The organism is Sedimenticola thiotaurini (assembly GCF_001007875.1).
GTDB lineage: Bacteria > Pseudomonadota > Gammaproteobacteria > Chromatiales > Chromatiaceae > Sedimenticola > Sedimenticola thiotaurini.
The window spans coordinates 530,021-547,678 of record NZ_CP011412.1 but is presented as its reverse complement, the minus strand read 5'-3'; the positions used below and the strand labels follow the sequence as shown (position 1 = coordinate 547,678).

The following is a 17,658-nucleotide window of genomic DNA, read 5'->3' as shown; positions in this document are numbered from 1 at the left end:
GACTATAGTTAAGTCTGATTAAACCCTCATCAACCGGGGTCTGATTGTGCAGCAGAACGGAGTCTCATTGATAAAGCTGATCGCCAGGTACTATTCACCCCTCGCGTTACCCCGTCAGGTAGCCGGTCCACAGGCAACCCGGCACGAAAAAGCGCGCATACGTCGCAATAACCTGCTGCAGATCCAGCCCTTCATGCGACGTTATATATTTCGCTCCGGTCAGCTGGTGGTGGGCTGCTTTATCGCCTCTTTGCTGTTCGCCGGTCTGCTGCCCTTACCCCTGCTGGCAGTGGCCGCCAGTATCGGCCTGATTCTGGCGGTGCTGCACACGGTGGTGCTGATCTTCATGCAGCAGTGGATCAACGAGTTTGCTGAGCAGAACAGGTCGGAGGATCGTAAAACCCGCCCGTAACCCTCTCTGGTCAAAGCGGTTTTTATACTACGGCGCCGTTCCGACCGGCCAACAGGCTCCACTAAAACGGGGCATGCTTGGGGGTCCGGGGGAACGGGATGGCATCACGGATATTCTCCATACCGGTTACATAGTTCACCACCCGCTCGAAGCCCATACCGAATCCTGAATGGGGTACGGTGCCGTAGCGCCGCAGATCCCGGTACCAGCCCATATCGCCCTGGATACCCAACTCAGCAATGCGTCGGTCCAGCACATCCAGGCGCTCCTCGCGCTGGCTGCCACCGATGATCTCGCCAATACCCGGCGCCAGTACATCCATGGCGGCAACGGTTTCCCCATCATCATTCATACGCATGTAGAACGCCTTGATAGAGGCGGGATAGTTCATCAGGATTACCGGTCGCCCCACATGTTTCTCCGCCAGGTACTGTTCATGTTCCGACTGCAGATCCAGCCCCCACTCAACCGGGAACACAAATGATTCACCACTGTTGCGCAGAATGTCGATCGCATCCGCGTAATCCATATATTCAAAATCGCTCTGCACCACCGACTCCAGTCGCTCAATGGCCCCCTTGTCGACCCGTTGGGCAAAGAAGGCCATATCATCCGGCCGCTCTTCCAGTACAGCCCTGAAGATGTATTTAAGGAAATCCTCCGCCAGCGCCGCGTTATCATTCAGATCGGCGAAGGCCACCTCCGGCTCAACCATCCAGAACTCCGCCAGATGGCGGCTGGTATTGGAGTTCTCAGCACGGAAGGTGGGACCAAAGGTGTACACCTTGCTCAGTGCCAGGGCATAGGCCTCCGCGTTCAGCTGACCGGAGACGGTCAGGAACGCCTCGCGGCCGAAAAAATCCTCCTCGAAATCGACCGACCCGTCCGTGGCTCGTGGCAAGTTAGCCAGATCCAGGGTACTGACCCGGAACATCTCCCCTGCCCCTTCACAATCACTGGCGGTGATGATCGGCGTGTTGACCCAATGATAGCCCCGCTCATGGAAATAGCGATGGATAGCACTGGAGAGCGTGGTACGAACCCGGGAGATGGCGCCAAATGCGTTGGTGCGGGGTCGCAGATGGGCCACCTGACGCAGGTACTCGAAGGTATGACGTTTCTTGGCAATGGGGTAGGTATCGGGATCATCCACCCAGCCCATAACGGTAACCGCGCTGGCCTGGATCTCACAGGACTGCCCCTTACCGGCCGACTCGCTCAACACGCCGCTAATCTCAACCGCACAGCCGGTAGTGATTTTAAGTACATCCTGCTGGTAATTGGACAGCGTGTCGGGGACCACCGCCTGGATCGGGTCAAAGCAGGAGCCGTCGTAGAGATGAATGAAAGAGATACCGGCCTTGGAGTCCCGCCGGGAACGCACCCAGCCACGAACGGTCACTTGGTTACCAATGGCACTGTCACTGGAAAGCAGGGATTTAATATCACGATTTTCCATGTTTGTTATCCGCATCTACTGGGCATTGATTTATCCCGACAGTGGTGGGGATCGGGCCACCAGGCTTCCGGGAGAGTGCGGAGATTATACATGGTCGGCTTACCGCCGGCAGCGAAGAAACCGGGTTTGAGCGTGGAAGATCAACCTGACAGGAGATTGGGATCAGGCATCCTGCTGATTGTCACTGGCAGTCTGTCCCCCCGGCATACGCAGTTCACTCACCGCCTGTAACAGCTCCCTGGATTCGTTTCTCAAACGAACCGCCGTGGGGCTGCTTCTGGGTCGGGTCATCATGAACGAGTCCAGTGCACGGGCCGCCCGGATTGCGTTCGGCCAGTCATTTGACTGGGCATAGGCTGTTACCTCCCGGGTGTAGTAGCTGCTGGCTGCCATGAGCTGAAACTCCACCAGTTTCAATTGCATGGCGTTTCGATCGGCGGCGACTAAGCGGGTTCCTAACCGGCGGCCTTCCAGTAGCCCGTAGATTTCATTCAGCCCTTTAATGTAACGATTGAGGGATTCAGCGGAGGTGAAGGCGTTCGAGTTTACTGAGGTGGCACCCTCCGGCTCCAGCCGGGCCCGTTCCTCAGCCTGTACGATCATCTGATGGATGTTTGGCTGCTGGGGATAGACCTGGCGAACCGTGATGTACCGGGCCAACAGTTCATTGCGCAACAACTTGCCCACGCCGGCTGGCAGCCCCCCGGTGCGACTCTTCTCCAACGCATCCTCGATGCGTTGAATCCCCAGCATCAGGCGTTGCACTGCCAGGCGCTTGGCAGCCGTGTACTCCTCATACTTCTGTACCAGACTGCCTACCAGCAGCAGGAGCAGCAGGAGTCCACCGACCACGATGAACAGACGCAGATGATCAGGAACCCAATCCATCGTCCCGCCTGTCACATTTTGCAGCCATCTTTATCTGTCGATTTACCGGGGCCCGCGCTGGCCGTCATTCGGATTGGCTGAGCAAGATTTCCTTCAGCTTGGCGGCCAGTTCAGAGGGTTGGAATTTAGCTACATAGGCATCCGCCCCCACGCCCCTGCCCAACTCCTGATTGGCATCCGCAGAGAGCGAAGAGTGCATGATGACCGGAATATCCGCCAAGCGCGGATCCTCCTTGATATGCTTGGTCAGCACATAACCATCCATCTCCGGCATCTCCACATCGGTGAGGATCGCCTGGATATAGTCACTGGTCTTGTGTCCGGTAGCCTCTGCCCGATCAGCCAGTTCACTGAGCTTGTGCCACGCCTCGGCGCCGTTGGTGGCCTCGACATATTTGGCACCGACCCGTTTCAGGGTTCGGATAATCTGATCCCGGGCCACCGCCGAGTCATCGGCAAAGAGTACCGTTATATCATCGCGATGGAGCTCTTCGATGCCTTCAAACAGCGCTTCCGCCTCATCAAAGCGCGATGTTTTGGCCAGCACCATCTCCACATCCAGGATCATCAGGATGCGTTTATCGGGCAGCTCTGTGACAGCAGTCACCAGTCCACCCAGCTGCTGGGTCAGCATCTCAGGAGGCGCTTTCACATCCTCCCAGGCAAGCCGTACGATATTGTCCACCGAATGCACCAGGAACCCCTGCACATGTTTGTTATATTCGGTGACGATCAGGATGTTCGGCTCCTCATCAGACTTGATACCACAGAATTTCGGCAGATTGATGATGGGGATCATGTTGCCGCGCAGACTGACCATGCCCTCAATCGAGTCCGGCATATCGGGCGCACGGGTGATCTCCGGGATGCGCATGACCTCCCGAACCTTGAATACATTGACACCAAAGGTTTCATCCCGGCCGGTCAATGAGTCGCGGCCGAGGTTGAATAACAGGACTTCCAGGCGGTTGGTACCCGCCAGTTGAGTGCGACTGTCTACCGAATCAATGAAATTTGCCATTAATACCGCCAGATAAATAAAGAGATTAACCGTAAGGGCTTGTTATTGCCGGAGATCCCGTTTCAACTCCAGGCAATTAGGCTATCGGCCGCTTGGCTGATTGCTTTAGCAACAGCCATTTCACAACACGCCGATTATCTAACCCCCTGTTTCTATGATGCTTATACCCGCGACGCGAACAGCCCGAGCTGCCACTGCCCACCAGCCCGGGTAGGAGAAAACATACCCCATCCGCCAGGCTCCCAGTCCACTGAGTGCTGACGGAACGGGCTGACGGAACGGGCTGATTGCAACGGGCCAAGGAAACGGGCCATACTCTCCCCTGCTGCAGTCCCTCCCCTACGGACGGCAGAACCGCTCAATCGGTCGCCAGCCTGTCGTTCCGAGCAGCGATTATTTGAGAACCAGCGCAGCAATTCCAACGCCAAAATTGCCGTTCGCTGACTATCTTCTGTATACAGTAAGGAGGTACCCGCGCACCAATAGCCTGAACAGGCGCTTGAGCGGCATGATCGGTACTCACTGCAAGCGCAGCATGGGCCGTGCATACACCCGGCCATATTATTAAAGTTAACTGGGATTCCTGAGCGATGGAATTATCGGCGCAGCAAACGGCCCTACTGGAGAAGTATGATCAACGGGACATACTGGGCCTGATTCGTCTGGTGGATCAGATCAGGAATGCACCTGACCACATGACCACCTATCGGCGATTGCGGGCCAGTGGGCGACTGGCCACATCACAGGTCAAACAGGAGCAGCTTACGGCGGCGCTGATCGATGAGCTGGAGGAGCAGCTCAACAGCAGCAGCGAGCGGGTCATCCAGGCCAACTATTTTGAGATCGCCAAACAGCTCAGAAAGAAATTCGGATCAGAGGTGGCCGATGTCTACCTGGCCTCCAAAATGCCCGATGATTTCCTTACCGCCATTCGACAAAATCCACAGCACAGCGACAGCAAAAAACTGACCGACGATCTGGTTGCAGAGTATAAAAATGCCCTGGTCCGGATCGAAAAAGGTCGTCGGATAATCTCCGCTCTGCTGCAACCCTACAGCAATTTTCCGCTAAAAAATGCGGACCTGTTGAACAGTCAATTCAACCAGCTACATGAACGGCTGCGAAACAACTACAAATACCTCTCGGTGAAACCGTTCCTGATGAAGGTCATTCAGCTCATGCTGGGACCGGAATATGGCCAGCCCGATCAACCCGAGAGCGGACCGGAACCGATCGAGTCTGACCTGTTCCGAACGTACCGTACGACCGGCATTGAACCGGACCTGGCCACACAGGTGTCGCTCCACCTGGCATTGCTGAATCTGCTCAAATATATCAAGAAGCATTCACTGCTACCGGAAGATACCTATCGCAGCACGGCCGGCCGGATCTCATCCGTTCTGCAGTACAGATCGCCCCAGACCCTCTCCCCCAAGGCGCGCAAGATACTCAATGACCTGCTGGTACAGATCAACAGCGACGAGCCGGCCATTCTGCACAGACTGTCCGCCACTTTCATTGACGAGTATCTCTGTGCAGAAGAGCAGATGCGTCTGCGACACCGGATGATCGAAAGTGAACTGGCTTTCACCAACGAGTTTCTGAAGCAGATTGCTCCCAACGCCAATCAGTTGTCCGAGGAACACGAAACCAAGATCAGGATCGCCCTGGAAAAACTGGTCTGTCTGAAAGGGGTGTTCGAACTCTCCCGCAAACAGAAGCAGAATGCGGCTGAAAAGCCGTTTGCCGAACTGGAGCGATCCGCCCTCAGCATCTCCACCGCGCTGAGTCCGACCCAACTGGCCAATTGGATCAAGATCTATTCAATCCTCTTTTCCAATGAAACCCTGCTGGCCCACAGCCGGGAGCGGCTCGCCGACAAACAGAAGCTGGAGCTGGAGCGGATGCGTGGCCTGATCTCCAAACTCACCACCTACCATCTGATCCAGAATATTGCCCAGCTCAAGGTAGTGGTGGACCGCACCATGCTTGTCCCGGATGATGAAAAAACCAGCCATTTCAAACAGTTCAGCGAAATACTGAAGATTAAACTGCAGGGTCTGATGGATCATGAAAAACAGAAGGAGAAGTCGTTACGGGAGATGATTGACGAGCTGGTGTTCCTCAACAATGAATCAGCCCAGTTCGTCATTGCCGAAACCTTTGCCGGTTTTCAGGACATTGTGGATGCCTTCAACGCCAGCGCCAGTGACTACTTTGTTCGTGACAGGGAAGCGTTACTGAAAGAGTCACGCACACTGTATAATGAAATCTGCAATCAGTGCCTGAAGAACATGATCAAGCGGCCGGCATTACTCCAGAACCATTCAGGCAAGTCAAACCCCCGGACGAAAAAAGCCTCCTGGATCCGCCGCCTGCTCTCCTGATAAAGCTAAAATTATCTGATCACCACAAGCTGGCACTGGCAGCCGTAAGGAGCGACCATGTTCATCTATGCCGGTAAGAGTCTTGCGCGCTATGGCTTTGGCAACGACCATCCGCTGGGTTCCGACCGATTTGACACTTTCTGGCACGCCTTTCAGCAATCGACGCTGCCGGAACAGTGCACTATCCGTACGCCGGTTCAGGGCAGCGCGGATGATGCCCGGTTATTCCACACCACCGAATATGTGGAACGGGTCAGACAGCTGTCCAGCCAGGGGGCAGGCATGTTGGATGCGGATACACCGGTATTCCCGGGTATATTTGAAGCCGCACTGGTCGTGGTGGGCAGTGTGCTGGACGGAGCCGCTGAAATCGTAGCGGGTAACACCACCCAGGCGTTTGTACCCATTGCCGGTCTGCACCACGCCAGCCGTGGCTCTTCAGCAGGATTCTGTGTATTCAACGACTGTGCAATCGCCATCGAGGCGCTGCGCCAGCGGCACGGGATAAAGCGGATCCTCTATGTCGATATCGATGCCCACCACGGGGATGGCGTCTACTACGCCTTTGAAGAGGATCCCGATCTGTTCTTCATTGACCTGCATGAGGATGGTCGCCACCTGTTCCCCGGCACCGGCGACAGCAACGAACGGGGCACCGGGCCAGCCCGGGGGACAAAACTGAACATACCCCTGCCCCCCGGCGCGCAGGACCGGGAGTTTTTCCAGCACTGGCCGGCGATTTCCCGTTTTCTGGATCGGATCCAACCTGAATTCATTATCCTGCAGTGTGGTGCGGACTGCCTCGCTGGTGATCCCATCACCCACCTGAAACTGTCTGACCAGGTTCACTATCAAACAGCCAGACGGTTGGCAGAATACGCCCGGATCTGCTGTGACGGACGCCTGTTGGCATTGGGTGGTGGTGGCTATAACCGGGCCAATATAGCCCGCGGCTGGTTACAGACCATTCGCGGCCTGCTGGATGCTTAGGGTAAAACTCGCTTGGTTCCTGAATTATGTATATACTGGCCCCACAGTGCCAGGAAGGCAGTGATCAATTCGGGAATGTCACCAACCTTCGGTCCGGTCAGCTGTTTTCATGGCCGTCTCCGTCGAACAGGGATAAAAACAGTACGGTGCCTTTTGGATTGCGTGCTCCGCTAACGCCCGGTAGAAGTGCGGCCAGGGATCTCACATAATCGAAAGGCGCAATCACCATAACAAGTGATCGCTATTCAGCGACCGGGAAGCAAAACGCTATACCAGTTTCCATGAACAGAGATCTGTCACTCCCACCCCAAAGAGTCCTATTCGCATCCGGCGTAATCCCGGAACTGCACGGCTGTAGCGAGACTGCGGAATTCATTGCCACACTGCCCCGGGCACTGAGTGAATCAGGGCATGATGTACGTCTGATTGTACCGGCCTACACGCCGATGCTGGCCCGTACCAACGACCATATCCAAGTCTCCCGCGTCCGTCTGCCGGGCACGCACCGGGAAGCCCGCATTCTGCGCGGTCAGACCGAGCAGAACGGGATACTCTATCTGGTGGATATTCCCGGTAATCCGGGCCAATCGGGCGACCAGGTACTCTCCGACGCGGTCCACTGCGGGCTCTTCAGTCGAATCGTGGCCCTGGTGGCGATCAATCAGGCGGGCATCAACTGGCAACCGGACCTATTGCACTGTGCCGGCTGGCAGAGTGCGTTGGCCATCTCCCTGCTTGCCGGGGAATGGAGCCGCCCGGCGACCATCTACTCCATGCATGAGGCGAACCACCACTATTGCCAGAATGAACATATCAAGGCGCTCTCGCTACCGGTGGAGTTGCTGAAATCGGGTGCCCTGGAGATGGGCGGACAGTTCTCTTTTGAAAAAGGGGCAATCCTGACGGCGGATGAACTGCTGCTACCCAGCGACGGCTATCGTCACGAACTACTGCTGAATCCGGATGCCCATCCACTGGCCCCCCTGCTGAAAGAACGTGCCGACCGACTGGCCAGCATTCCATCCAGCATCGACTACCAACGCTGGAGTCCCACCACCGATCCGCACCTGGAACAGCACTACGACAGTTCGTCGTTCGAGTTAAAAAAGCTCAACAGGCAGCGTCTGCTGGGGGAACTGGGGTTGCAACTGGAGGATCGTGATCTGCTGATCAGTTTCCTTGCAACAGACCACAACGGTGCGGACTCCGAACAGATCCTGGGATTGCTGGAGAGCCTCGCCCCTGATACTCCGGTCCACATACTGGCGGCGGGCCGGGGAGCAGACCCGCTCCTCCAGCCACTGCTGGATAATGTGGAACGTTTCCCCCGACTCAGTGTACATACCCTGGACGACTCAGGGGGCTGGCACCGAATGCTCGCCGGCAGCGATTGTCTGTTACTGCCCGCACCCTACTACCCGTCGGCACAGCAGGCACAATGTGCCCTCGGCTACGGGACGGTTCCCATTGCCCACGCCACCGCATCAATCGACGAAGCGGTAACAGATGCCACTCCCGCCAACCTGCTGCACGGAACCGCCAACGGTTTTCTCTATGCGGATGCCACGGTCGGAGAACTGACCGACGCGGTCATGCGGGCCAGTAAACTGTACGCAAAACCACCGATCTGGTGGGAAAAGCTGGCGGTGCAGGGGATGGAACAGAACTTCCAGGTTCGCGACTCCCTGACCGCCTACCTGCAGTGCTATCAATCCGCAATAGATAATCCGGCGACCACCCCCGTACACTGACAGGGAGGCTTTTCCCACAATCCGCTTGTTGATCGCCATCTGGAATGGCGTCATCATGAAATACTCTCGGATAAGCTAAGCATGAGCAGACGCAGGGCGGCAACACCAGATGAACAGTAACGCACTTCTGAAAAACCGGGCCTATATCAACGGCGAGTGGATATCCGCCGATAACGGCCGAACCTTTGCAGTGACCAACCCGGCTGACAACAGCGAGATCACCCAGGTTCCCTCATTGGGCGCCGCCGAGACACGGCGGGCTATCGAACAGGCGGAAATCGCCTTTCGCAGTTGGCGCAAATACACCGCCCAGGAGCGCAGTAACCTGTTGCGCCGCTGGTATGAGCTGATCATGGCCAATCAGGAAGAGCTGGCCCAGCTGCTCAGCCTGGAACAGGGCAAGCCGTTGGCGGAGAGTCGTGGCGAAATCGTTTACGGCGCCAGCTTCATCGAGTGGTTCGCTGAGGAGGCGAAGCGGGTGTACGGTGACGTGATACCCGCACCGGCACCCGACAGACGCTTCGTCGTGATCAAGCAACCCATCGGCGTGGTGGCCGCCATCACTCCCTGGAATTTTCCCAATGCCATGATCACCCGCAAGTGCGCCCCCGCCATGGCGGCCGGTTGTACCGTGGTGATCAAACCGGCACCCGATACACCTCTCTCTGCCCTGGCCTTGGCGGCCCTGGCCGACGAAGCCGGCATCCCCCCCGGTGTATTCAACGTGCTGCCGACTGATGACGCAGTCACGGTGGGTGGGGAGCTGACCGGCAATCCCCTGGTGCGCAAGCTCTCGTTCACCGGCTCCACCGCTGTCGGCAAGCTGCTCATGGGCCAGTGCGCCAGTACGGTGAAGAAAATCTCCCTTGAACTGGGCGGCAATGCCCCCTTCCTGGTGTTTGATGACGCGGATATCGACGCTGCGGTGGCCGGTGCGCTGGCCTCCAAATACCGCAACAGTGGCCAGACCTGCGTCTGTACTAACCGTTTCCTGGTGCAGGAGAAGGTCTATGACGAGTTCGCGGAGAAGCTCGCCAAAGCGGTGGCCGCCCTGCAGGTCGGCCCTGCCCTTACCAGTGATTCCCAGCAGGGCCCGCTGATCAACCAGGCCGCCGTGGACAAAGTGCAGCAGCACGTGGACGATGCGGTGGCCAAGGGCGCCCGACTGATGACCGGCGGACAGCTGCATGAACTGGGCGGCACCTTCTATCAACCAACCATCCTGGCCGATGTGACAGCGGATATGCGGATTGCCTGCGAGGAGACCTTCGGCCCGGTTGCCCCCCTGTTCCGATTCAAAACGGAACAGGAAGCGATCGACCTGGCCAATGACACCCCATTCGGTCTGGCCGCCTATTTCTATGCCCGGGACATCGGCCGGGTGTGGCGGGTGGCAGAGGCACTGGAGACCGGCATGGTCGGCATTAATGAAGGCATTATCTCCACCGCGGTGGCACCGTTCGGCGGCGTGAAGGAGTCCGGTATCGGGCGTGAAGGGTCCCGTTACGGCCTGGATGAGTTCATTGAAATGAAATATCTCTGCATGGGCGGGCTGGACCAGGCCTAAACCAGAGCGTCAGAGACGTCTGCCCGTGTCAAGATCACTCCTCGGGCAGAAGGTGGCGGAAGCGTCTGACCCAGGGGGTTTCGATGGGGTTATCGGCCAGTAGCTGCTGTTTGGCCTGTTTCGCCTGCTCCAGGGTGTCGAAACTGCCGGCCAGCACGCCGAACCAGCGGTAGCCGAACCGGTCAAATGGCAGGATAGTGACACGCCAGGGACTCTTCAACGTCCGCGCCAAGCGCTCAGCGCTGTCCCGCTTGTCGCTGCTGAAAAGTTGCAGGGTAAAATTCTCTTCGGGTTGGGCGACGATCCAGTTCAGATCATTCTGATCGTCGACAACAGCCGTATCGGCAATGGAGGCCCCCAGCGTTGCTGCCGCTCCCGCCAGTGCGGCATCGGCCGCGGTGACAGACTCCCCCTGCAGTCGCAGACTTTGGCCCGATGCTACCGCGGCTACCCGGCTCGATCCGGCATCAGCAGCGCGCTTCGCCGGCTCTGGCAACAGGGCAATCGCCCGACTCTCCCCAACCTGAACCAGATCCACCGATTTATCAAAACGGGGGGATTTCATGGTCGCCAGCCGATCCAGCATCAGCGCGGCACGTTGAGATCCGCTCCCGGCAGCACGTCCATACCACTCCCGGGCCTGCTGCAGATCCCGCTCCACCATCCAGCCAAGATAGTAAAGGGCTGCCAGCCGTAACTGGGCCGACTCATCACCCTGCTCCGCTGCCTGGCGCCACCAGTAGAGCGCCCGCTCCCGGTCACCTTCGATCAGCTCACCGGTGTGGTACAGATTACCCAACCGGTAGGCTGCCGCCCCGTGTCCGCCTTCGGCAGCCATGATCAGCAGCGTCAGTGCCGTTACCGGACTGGGCTCCACCCCCAGACCATCCTGAAACAGCCGGCTGAGATAAAACTGCGCCGCGGCGTTGCCCCGGTCCGCCTCCGGCGCCCAGTATTCATAGGCATCACGCCACTGTTCCTGCTGGTAGGCACGATAACCGGCCTGTACCGGATCGATGGCCGCCATGCCCGTCTCTCCCCAGAGCAGACAGGCTGCCAACAGAAGCTTGTACAACGCGGTTGAATTCATCAGGCGGGTGGGAATGTTACCGGCGGGGGTTTCACGCCGAGCCCGGTGGACTCCTTCACCACCGCCAGGGCCTCCTGGCGACCCAGATCTTGGGCCTGCTGCTGCTCCAGTGTCTCGGCGGAATGTTCAGGCATATCTTCCGAACGCATGTACAGGGTCTGGGTCGGGAAGGCGAACTCCACCCCCAGTCGCTTGGCCAGGCGCAGAATATCCAGCAGGAAGCGGTGCCGCTCCCGCAGCTCGGTATTCCATTCCGGTGTCTCCCAGAATACATACAGCAACACGTCCAGCGACGAGGCAGCGAACTCATTGAGGTAGACCTGGTAGTAGTCTTTGCGCATATAGGGGTGCTGTCGGACCAGCTCCCGCACCCCTTCGCAGAAGGCCTCGATCCGATCTGGCGGCGTGTCATAGGTGAGGGAAAGCTTGCAGGAGAGCCGACGGTAGCGCCGTTCGCCCATGTTATCCACATTAGCCGTAATGAACTTGGAGTTTGGCACGGTAACCAGCGAGTTATAGAAAGTACGGATACGGGTACTGCGGAAGCCGATCCGTTCCACCGAACCCTCTACCTTATCGACAATAATCCAGTCGCCCACCGTGAATGTTCGGTCCATCAGTACGGTTACGGATCCGAACAGGTTCTGCACCATATCCTTCGCCGCCAAGGCGAAGGCCAGACCGCCCAGTCCAAGACCGGCCAGCAGACTGGAAATGTCCACGTTGACGTTATCGGCGATAAAGACAAAACCGATAACCGTCACGAATATTTTCAGGGTGCGTGGAATGAGCGGCACCAGGGCGTCATCCAGCTTGCTTTCTGTGGAGAGGGCTCGCCGCAGCAGGTAGACCGAAACGATATCCACCAGCCGATAGGCGGCCCAGACACCAGACATGCTGGCAAGAAACTTGACCGCCACCAGCAGCACCAGCAGGGATGCCTCGTCCAGTCCCAGCAGGTTAATTCCGATCCACCAGATAACCGCCATCACCATCATGCCGAACGGTCTTAGAATCTCGTCGGACAGGTCCTGGAACTCGTTGCTGCCGATCCGGCTTTTCCAGCGACGCACCAGCAGGCGCAGCACCAGGGAGACCAGTTTATCGGCCACCACCCCCACCAGGATGATGATGAAGATTCCGACCCACTGCCAGTTCTCCAGCAGGAAGTATTTCTGCTTGAAGCGCTCCGGTATCTGTTGTCTCAGGCGCAGATGCCAGGGCAGGTATTCCGTACCCTCATCCCCTTTAATGCGCTTGGTCGTTGAGAGTTCATCCAGTATCGACGGCAACCGACCGATAGTCTCACGATCGAACAGCCAGCGCCCATCTTCCATGCGGCTAATCTGGACGTTGCCGTTCTTATAACTGGAAAACAGGTAGGGTTTGCCGGTTGTTCTGGCCGGGATGCGCTGGGTATCAATCAACCGGGTGCGGTCCATCACCTCCAGCAGCATCCAGGCCAGATCGCGTCCCCGTTCCCGGCGTACCAGCGGGCTGACATCGGTCAGGTCCAGTGCGGTTACCGCATCATCGATGCGCTCCGGATCGCCCCGTTTGATGTCATTCATGGCATGGAGAAAGGTCTCCATGGTGGCGCGGGGGGATATGAGCGTCTCCGGTGGTTCCGCCTTGGCGGGGGGCGTCTCCCCCCCTGTGACCGCCTCCTGGCTATGGATCGGCAGGGAGAGTCCGGATAACAGCAATAAGATCGGTAACAACAGACGCCACATGATTTACTGGCTCCTTCTATTCCGGGTAGCGATAATTGCGGGCAAGTCTACCTGCCCGGGCTGACAGTGTCTAAAGCGACAGGCGCCCGGCTACTGTGGTGGGGATCTATCCTGACCTGTACCGAGCCGTTACTCCAGATTCAGCTGAATATTATCGATCAGTCGTGCCTTGCCCAGGTAGGCTGCCGCCAGAATCACCAGCTCCCGGTCCTCGGGTTCCGGCTGCGCCAGATCGGCGGCACGACAGATGGCGTAGTAATCTGGTGTGAAGCCTTCCGACTCAAGCTGGCTCATCGCTGCACTTTCAAGTGCCGCATAGTCACGCTGACCCTGCTTTATCGCTTCCGCTGTCTGTTGCAGCTGCCGGTAGAGGGATGGAGCGATGGAGCGCTCAGCTTCGCTCAGATAACCGTTTCTGGAACTGCGGGCCAAACCGTCCACCTCGCGTACGGTGGGGAGTCCATGGATCTCCACCGGCAGAGAGAGATCCTCCACCATGCGTCGAATCACCAGCAGTTGCTGATAATCCTTTTCACCGAACAGGGCCAGATCCGGCTGGACCATATTGAACAGTTTGCAGACGACTGTTGCCACCCCCACAAAGTGACCGGGGCGGGAAGTGCCACAGTAGAGATCGGACAGCCCCGGCACTTCGACCCGGGTCTGCTCCTGCTGGGACCGGGGATACATCTCCTCCACCTGGGGAGTGAACAGCAGGTCTGTCTCCACCGCGCTCAGTTTGTCGGAATCGTCAAACAGCGTGCGCGGGTAAGAGGCAAAATCCTCGCCCGCACCAAACTGGAGCGGATTGACAAAAATTGAGACCACTACCCGGTCCCCCAGGGCGCGCGCTTCCCGCACCAGGTCCAGATGACCTTCATGCAGATTACCCATGGTAGGAACCAGCACCACCCGCTCGCCCGCCCTATGCCACTTGGCGACGGTATGGCGCAGGTCAGCGACAGTTTCAACAGTAATCATTTAAAACTGTGCTCCGCATCCGGGAAGCTGCCCTCTTTGACCGCCTTCACATAGTGCTCAAGGGCCTCGGCGATGGAGTTGGCACCCGGCATAAAATTCTTTACAAAACGGGGCGGCTGACGCGGAGTGATTCCCAGCATGTCATACAGAACCAGCACCTGCCCGTCACAATCCGGTCCGGCGCCGATACCAATTACCGGGATCTCCAGTGATTCACTGATCTCCCGGGCCAGGCCGCTGGGCACACACTCCAGCACCAGCATCTGGGCGCCCGCCGCCTCCAGGGACAGGGCATCCTCTTTCATAATGCGGGCCGATTCGTCATCCCGGCCCTGCACCCGATAGCCCCCCAGCTTATGTACCGACTGGGGCAGTAAGCCCAGGTGGGCGCAGACCGGAATTCCGTTGGCGGTGAGCTGACCCACGGTCTCCAGCTGGGTGGCGCCCCCCTCCAGCTTGACCATATGAGCGCCGCCATCTTTCATCAGTCGACCGGCGGTCCCCAGCGCCTGTTCGGCGGAGCTGTAACTCATGAACGGCATATCGGCAATCAACAGGGCGTTGCGACGGCCGCGCGCCACGCACTGGGTGTGGTAGACGATGTCATCCACATCCACCGGCAGCGTGCTCTCCTGTCCCTGGACCACCATCCCGAGTGAATCGCCCACCAGGATCACCTCCACCCCGGCATCCTCCACCAGGCTGGTGAAGCTGGCGTCATAACTGGTTAAAACAGCAATCTTTTCATGCTGTTGCTTCATCTGTATCAGTGTCGCGGTTGTCACATGGGACATGGTTTTTTCCCCGTTCTTTCACTTTCCACTAAATTTAGCCGGAATCGAATAGGCCGCATTGTGCGGCGCAATATTACATCAGGAGTGGTGTCGGATTGAAATAATGTTTTCCATTCTCTACTTCACAGATCCGTTCCAGCAACAGTTGATAGTCACTCTCCCGGTCGATGGGATTGATCTCGCTGGCGTTGACGATCAGCAGGGGCGATTTCTCGTAATGGTAGAAGAAATCGGTGTAGGCACTGCTCAATCGTTGCAGATAATCGGCTTCAATAGTGCGTTCCTGATAGCGTCCCCGTTTCTGAATGCGCCCCAGCAGTACGTCAACCGGCGCCTGCAGATAGACCACCAGGTCCGGCACCGGCGCCTCCATGGAGAGCCGCTGGTAGACCTGCTCGTACAGATCCAGTTCATGCTCATCCAGGTTGATTTTGGCAAACAGCCGATCCTTTTCCAACATATAATCCGCCACCAGGGTACGCTGAAACAGATCCTTCTGGCGCAACTCCGCCAGTTGCCGACTGCGCTGAAAAAGGAAAAACAGCTGGGTGGGAAAGGCGGCCTGCCGACCGTCCCGGTAAAAACGCTCCAGAAACGGATTCTGTTCCGCCTCCTCCAGCAGACTGTGGGCGGAAAAGCTTTGCGCCAGCCGCTTCACCAGGCTGGTTTTACCCACGCCTACTGGACCCTCCACGACGATATAACCGGGCGGGGTCGGATCAAATTCACTCATAGCGCTGCAGGCCATTCTCCGGGCACCTGGTCACCAGATCAGCCAGTGGTCCCTGCCCCGGTATCACCAGCGTGGGAGCGATCTCCTGCAGCGGGTAAAGGACGAATGCCCGCTCCGGCAGACCGACGTGGGGTACGGTGAGTTGTTGATCATCAATCTGTCGGTCACCGTAGAGCAACAGATCCAGATCCAGTGTACGGGCGCCCCAGCGTCTTTCCCGGACACGCCCCTGGGCCTGCTCAATCGCCTGGAGTTCAGCCAGCAGGTCGTGGGGGGACAGGGTGGTCTCAAGGGCTGCCACCGCGTTGATATAGTCCGGCTGATCAGGCGGACCCATGGGCGGGCTGCTGTAGAGACTGGAACAGGCCAGCAGGCGGCTCTCCGGCAACTGTCCGAGCGCCTCGCAAGCCCGCCGGACCTGCATCGCCGGTTCGGCCAGATTGCTGCCCAGACCGATGTAGACGGTGATCACCGTTTCGTCCCCGGCTGTCTGCATCGCAAGTCCGACTAGCCCTGATCAGCTGGTTTGGCGGGACGTTTACGACGCCGCCGGCGTTTACGGGGTTTGTCACTACTGCTGTTGGCCTGGCGGACCATCTGGTTACGCTGTTCTTCATCACGCTCCTGAAACTCGGTCCACCAGTCAGCCAGTTCCTGATCCACCTCGCCGGCTTCCGCCCGCAACAACAGGAAATCATAGGCAGCGCGGAAACGGGGATGGGTCATCAGCCGATAGGGACGTTTTCCGGCCCGCTGTTCGAAACGGTGCTGTAGATTCCAGATCTCGCGCATCGGAATGCTGAACCGCTTGGGGATGGAGACCCGCTGCAGTTGATCCATCAGCACATCACTGCCCGCCTGTTGCATGGCAGACAGGGGCGATTCGCCAGCCGCCCGGAGACGTTCAAACAGCTGCCGAACCGGTTCCCACAGCAGTACTGCAAACAGGAAGGCCGGTGTGACCGGTTTGCCCTCACGAATCCTGGCATCGGTATTCTGCATCCCCCGGGTCACAAAGGTAATGGGGAATTCATGGTCTTCATGGCTCAGGCAGCGCTCGGTTTCCGGGAACAGTTCAGCAAACAGACCGTAGTGACGCAGCTTCTCGAAACTGTGCAGCGCCACACCCGCCATGAAGAGCTTGAGCACCTCTTCGAACAGGCGCGCGGCCGGTACGCTCTGTAACAGACCACCCATTTCAAACAGGGGCTTTTCGCAGGCCGGATTGATCATAAATCCCAGTTTGGCGGCGAAACGGACCGCCCTGAGCATGCGTACCGGATCTTCCCGATAACGGGTGACGGGATCCCCCAACAGGCGCAGGACACCGGACCGCAGGTCCTCGATACCACCGGCGTAATCCACCACGGAAAAGTCCTCGATATTGTAATAGAGGGCGTTGATGGTGAAATCGCGGCGCAGGGCATCCTCTTCGATGGTGCCGTAGATATTGTCCCGCACCAGCATGCCGTTCTCAGTCTCCCGGTCGCCCGGTTCGGAGGCATCCTGCATACTTCTGAAGGTGGCGACTTCGATGATCTCCCGTCCGAAGTGGACATGGGCGAGCCGGAACCGGCGACCGATCAGCCGGCAGTTACGGAACACCTCTTTGACCTGCTCCGGGGTGGCGTCCGTGGCCACATCAAAATCCTTCGGTTCCCGACCCAGCAACAGGTCGCGCACACCGCCACCCACCAGATAGGATTGGTAGCCTGCCGCCTTGAGGCGGTACAGCACCTTGGTGGCATGTTCACTGATATTGGCCCTGGAGATGTTGTGTTCAGGGCGGGGAATGATATGGGGCGTAGCTATTTTAAAGTTCCTTAATCAACTTCTAAAAGAATGCGGCGCC

General features: G+C 58.0%; 15 protein-coding genes. 5 read left to right on the top strand and 10 right to left on the bottom strand.

Annotated elements, in window-relative coordinates:
• The first annotated feature begins 46 nt into the window (after positions 1-46).
• Complete coding sequence (locus AAY24_RS02390) at positions 47-412, top strand: hypothetical protein (protein WP_046858325.1); 366 nt, start codon at positions 47-49, stop codon at positions 410-412.
• 61 nt (positions 413-473) lie between these two features.
• Here AAY24_RS02390 and asnS read toward each other — a convergent pair whose 3' ends face one another.
• The 3 genes from asnS to AAY24_RS02375 all read right to left on the bottom strand — a co-directional run bounded on the left by asnS (position 474) and on the right by AAY24_RS02375 (position 3,780).
• Positions 474-1,871: an asparagine--tRNA ligase gene (gene asnS / locus AAY24_RS02385; protein ID WP_199930468.1), complete on the bottom strand. Its 1,398-nt coding sequence runs from the start codon at positions 1,869-1,871 to the stop codon at positions 474-476.
• Positions 1,872-2,033: 162 nt separating this feature from the next.
• Positions 2,034-2,759, bottom strand: a complete 726-nt coding sequence (locus AAY24_RS02380) for a hypothetical protein (protein WP_046858323.1) — start codon at positions 2,757-2,759, stop codon at positions 2,034-2,036.
• A 64-nt stretch (positions 2,760-2,823) separates the two neighbouring features.
• On the bottom strand, positions 2,824-3,780 hold the full coding sequence (locus AAY24_RS02375; RefSeq protein WP_046858322.1) for a chemotaxis protein: 957 nt from the start codon (positions 3,778-3,780) through the stop codon (positions 2,824-2,826).
• Positions 3,781-4,370: 590 nt separating this feature from the next.
• On the opposite strand from AAY24_RS02375, the gene AAY24_RS02370 reads away from it, so the two are divergent.
• From AAY24_RS02370 to AAY24_RS02355, 4 genes are all read left to right on the top strand, one after another.
• On the top strand, positions 4,371-6,167 hold the full coding sequence (locus AAY24_RS02370; RefSeq protein ID WP_046858321.1) for a hypothetical protein: 1,797 nt from the start codon (positions 4,371-4,373) through the stop codon (positions 6,165-6,167).
• Between the two features lie 57 nt (positions 6,168-6,224).
• Complete coding sequence (locus AAY24_RS02365; RefSeq protein ID WP_046858320.1) at positions 6,225-7,157, top strand: arginase family protein; 933 nt, start codon at positions 6,225-6,227, stop codon at positions 7,155-7,157.
• A gap of 281 nt (positions 7,158-7,438) precedes the next feature.
• Complete coding sequence (locus tag AAY24_RS02360) at positions 7,439-8,908, top strand: glycogen synthase (protein ID WP_046858319.1); 1,470 nt, start codon at positions 7,439-7,441, stop codon at positions 8,906-8,908.
• Between the two features lie 109 nt (positions 8,909-9,017).
• The gene (locus AAY24_RS02355; RefSeq protein ID WP_046858318.1) at positions 9,018-10,475 is read left to right on the top strand and encodes an NAD-dependent succinate-semialdehyde dehydrogenase; all 1,458 of its coding nucleotides are present in this window, start codon (positions 9,018-9,020) and stop codon (positions 10,473-10,475) included.
• A gap of 34 nt (positions 10,476-10,509) precedes the next feature.
• Here the strand turns inward: AAY24_RS02355 and AAY24_RS18365 are convergent, their stop codons facing one another.
• From AAY24_RS18365 to pcnB, 7 genes are all read right to left on the bottom strand, one after another.
• A complete protein-coding gene (locus AAY24_RS18365; RefSeq protein WP_199930467.1) occupies positions 10,510-11,550 on the bottom strand; it encodes an SPOR domain-containing protein in 1,041 nt (346 codons plus the stop codon).
• A 14-nt stretch (positions 11,551-11,564) separates the two neighbouring features.
• Positions 11,565-13,298 carry a mechanosensitive ion channel family protein gene (locus AAY24_RS02345; protein ID WP_046858317.1) on the bottom strand — a complete coding sequence of 578 codons (1,734 nt, stop codon included), beginning with the start codon at positions 13,296-13,298 and terminating at the stop codon, positions 11,565-11,567.
• Between the two features lie 129 nt (positions 13,299-13,427).
• A complete protein-coding gene (gene panC, locus AAY24_RS02340; protein WP_046858316.1) occupies positions 13,428-14,279 on the bottom strand; it encodes a pantoate--beta-alanine ligase in 852 nt (283 codons plus the stop codon).
• Positions 14,276-15,073, bottom strand: coding sequence for a 3-methyl-2-oxobutanoate hydroxymethyltransferase (gene panB, locus AAY24_RS02335; protein WP_046858315.1), 798 nt, complete (start codon positions 15,071-15,073; stop codon positions 14,276-14,278). The genes panC and panB overlap by 4 nt, the downstream gene beginning before the upstream one ends.
• 73 nt (positions 15,074-15,146) lie before the next feature.
• Complete coding sequence (locus AAY24_RS02330) at positions 15,147-15,806, bottom strand: deoxynucleoside kinase (RefSeq protein WP_046858314.1); 660 nt, start codon at positions 15,804-15,806, stop codon at positions 15,147-15,149.
• Positions 15,799-16,302 carry a 2-amino-4-hydroxy-6-hydroxymethyldihydropteridine diphosphokinase gene (gene folK / locus AAY24_RS02325; protein WP_046858313.1) on the bottom strand — a complete coding sequence of 168 codons (504 nt, stop codon included), beginning with the start codon at positions 16,300-16,302 and terminating at the stop codon, positions 15,799-15,801. Before folK ends, AAY24_RS02330 begins: the two co-directional genes overlap by 8 nt.
• Positions 16,303-16,313: 11 nt before the next feature.
• Positions 16,314-17,618: a polynucleotide adenylyltransferase PcnB gene (gene pcnB, locus AAY24_RS02320; RefSeq protein ID WP_082116993.1), complete on the bottom strand. Its 1,305-nt coding sequence runs from the start codon at positions 17,616-17,618 to the stop codon at positions 16,314-16,316.
• Between the last annotated feature and the right edge of the window lie 40 nt (positions 17,619-17,658).

Excerpts from the sequence above, each read along its gene's own strand:
- AAY24_RS02345 (WP_046858317.1), bottom strand. The coding sequence starts at position 13,298 with ATGTGGCGTCTGTTGTTACCGATCTTATTGCTGTTATCCGGACTCTCC.
- AAY24_RS02375 (WP_046858322.1), bottom strand. The coding sequence starts at position 3,780 with ATGGCAAATTTCATTGATTCGGTAGACAGTCGCACTCAACTGGCGGGT.
- asnS (WP_199930468.1), bottom strand. The coding sequence starts at position 1,871 with ATGGAAAATCGTGATATTAAATCCCTGCTTTCCAGTGACAGTGCCATT.
- AAY24_RS02360 (WP_046858319.1), top strand. The coding sequence starts at position 7,439 with ATGAACAGAGATCTGTCACTCCCACCCCAAAGAGTCCTATTCGCATCC.
- AAY24_RS02355 (WP_046858318.1), top strand. The coding sequence starts at position 9,018 with ATGAACAGTAACGCACTTCTGAAAAACCGGGCCTATATCAACGGCGAG.
- folK (WP_046858313.1), bottom strand. The coding sequence starts at position 16,302 with ATGCAGACAGCCGGGGACGAAACGGTGATCACCGTCTACATCGGTCTG.
- AAY24_RS02330 (WP_046858314.1), bottom strand. The coding sequence starts at position 15,806 with ATGAGTGAATTTGATCCGACCCCGCCCGGTTATATCGTCGTGGAGGGT.
- AAY24_RS02370 (WP_046858321.1), top strand. The coding sequence starts at position 4,371 with ATGGAATTATCGGCGCAGCAAACGGCCCTACTGGAGAAGTATGATCAA.
- AAY24_RS02365 (WP_046858320.1), top strand. The coding sequence starts at position 6,225 with ATGTTCATCTATGCCGGTAAGAGTCTTGCGCGCTATGGCTTTGGCAAC.
- panC (WP_046858316.1), bottom strand. The coding sequence starts at position 14,279 with ATGATTACTGTTGAAACTGTCGCTGACCTGCGCCATACCGTCGCCAAG.
- panB (WP_046858315.1), bottom strand. The coding sequence starts at position 15,073 with ATGTCCCATGTGACAACCGCGACACTGATACAGATGAAGCAACAGCAT.
- AAY24_RS02380 (WP_046858323.1), bottom strand. The coding sequence starts at position 2,759 with ATGGATTGGGTTCCTGATCATCTGCGTCTGTTCATCGTGGTCGGTGGA.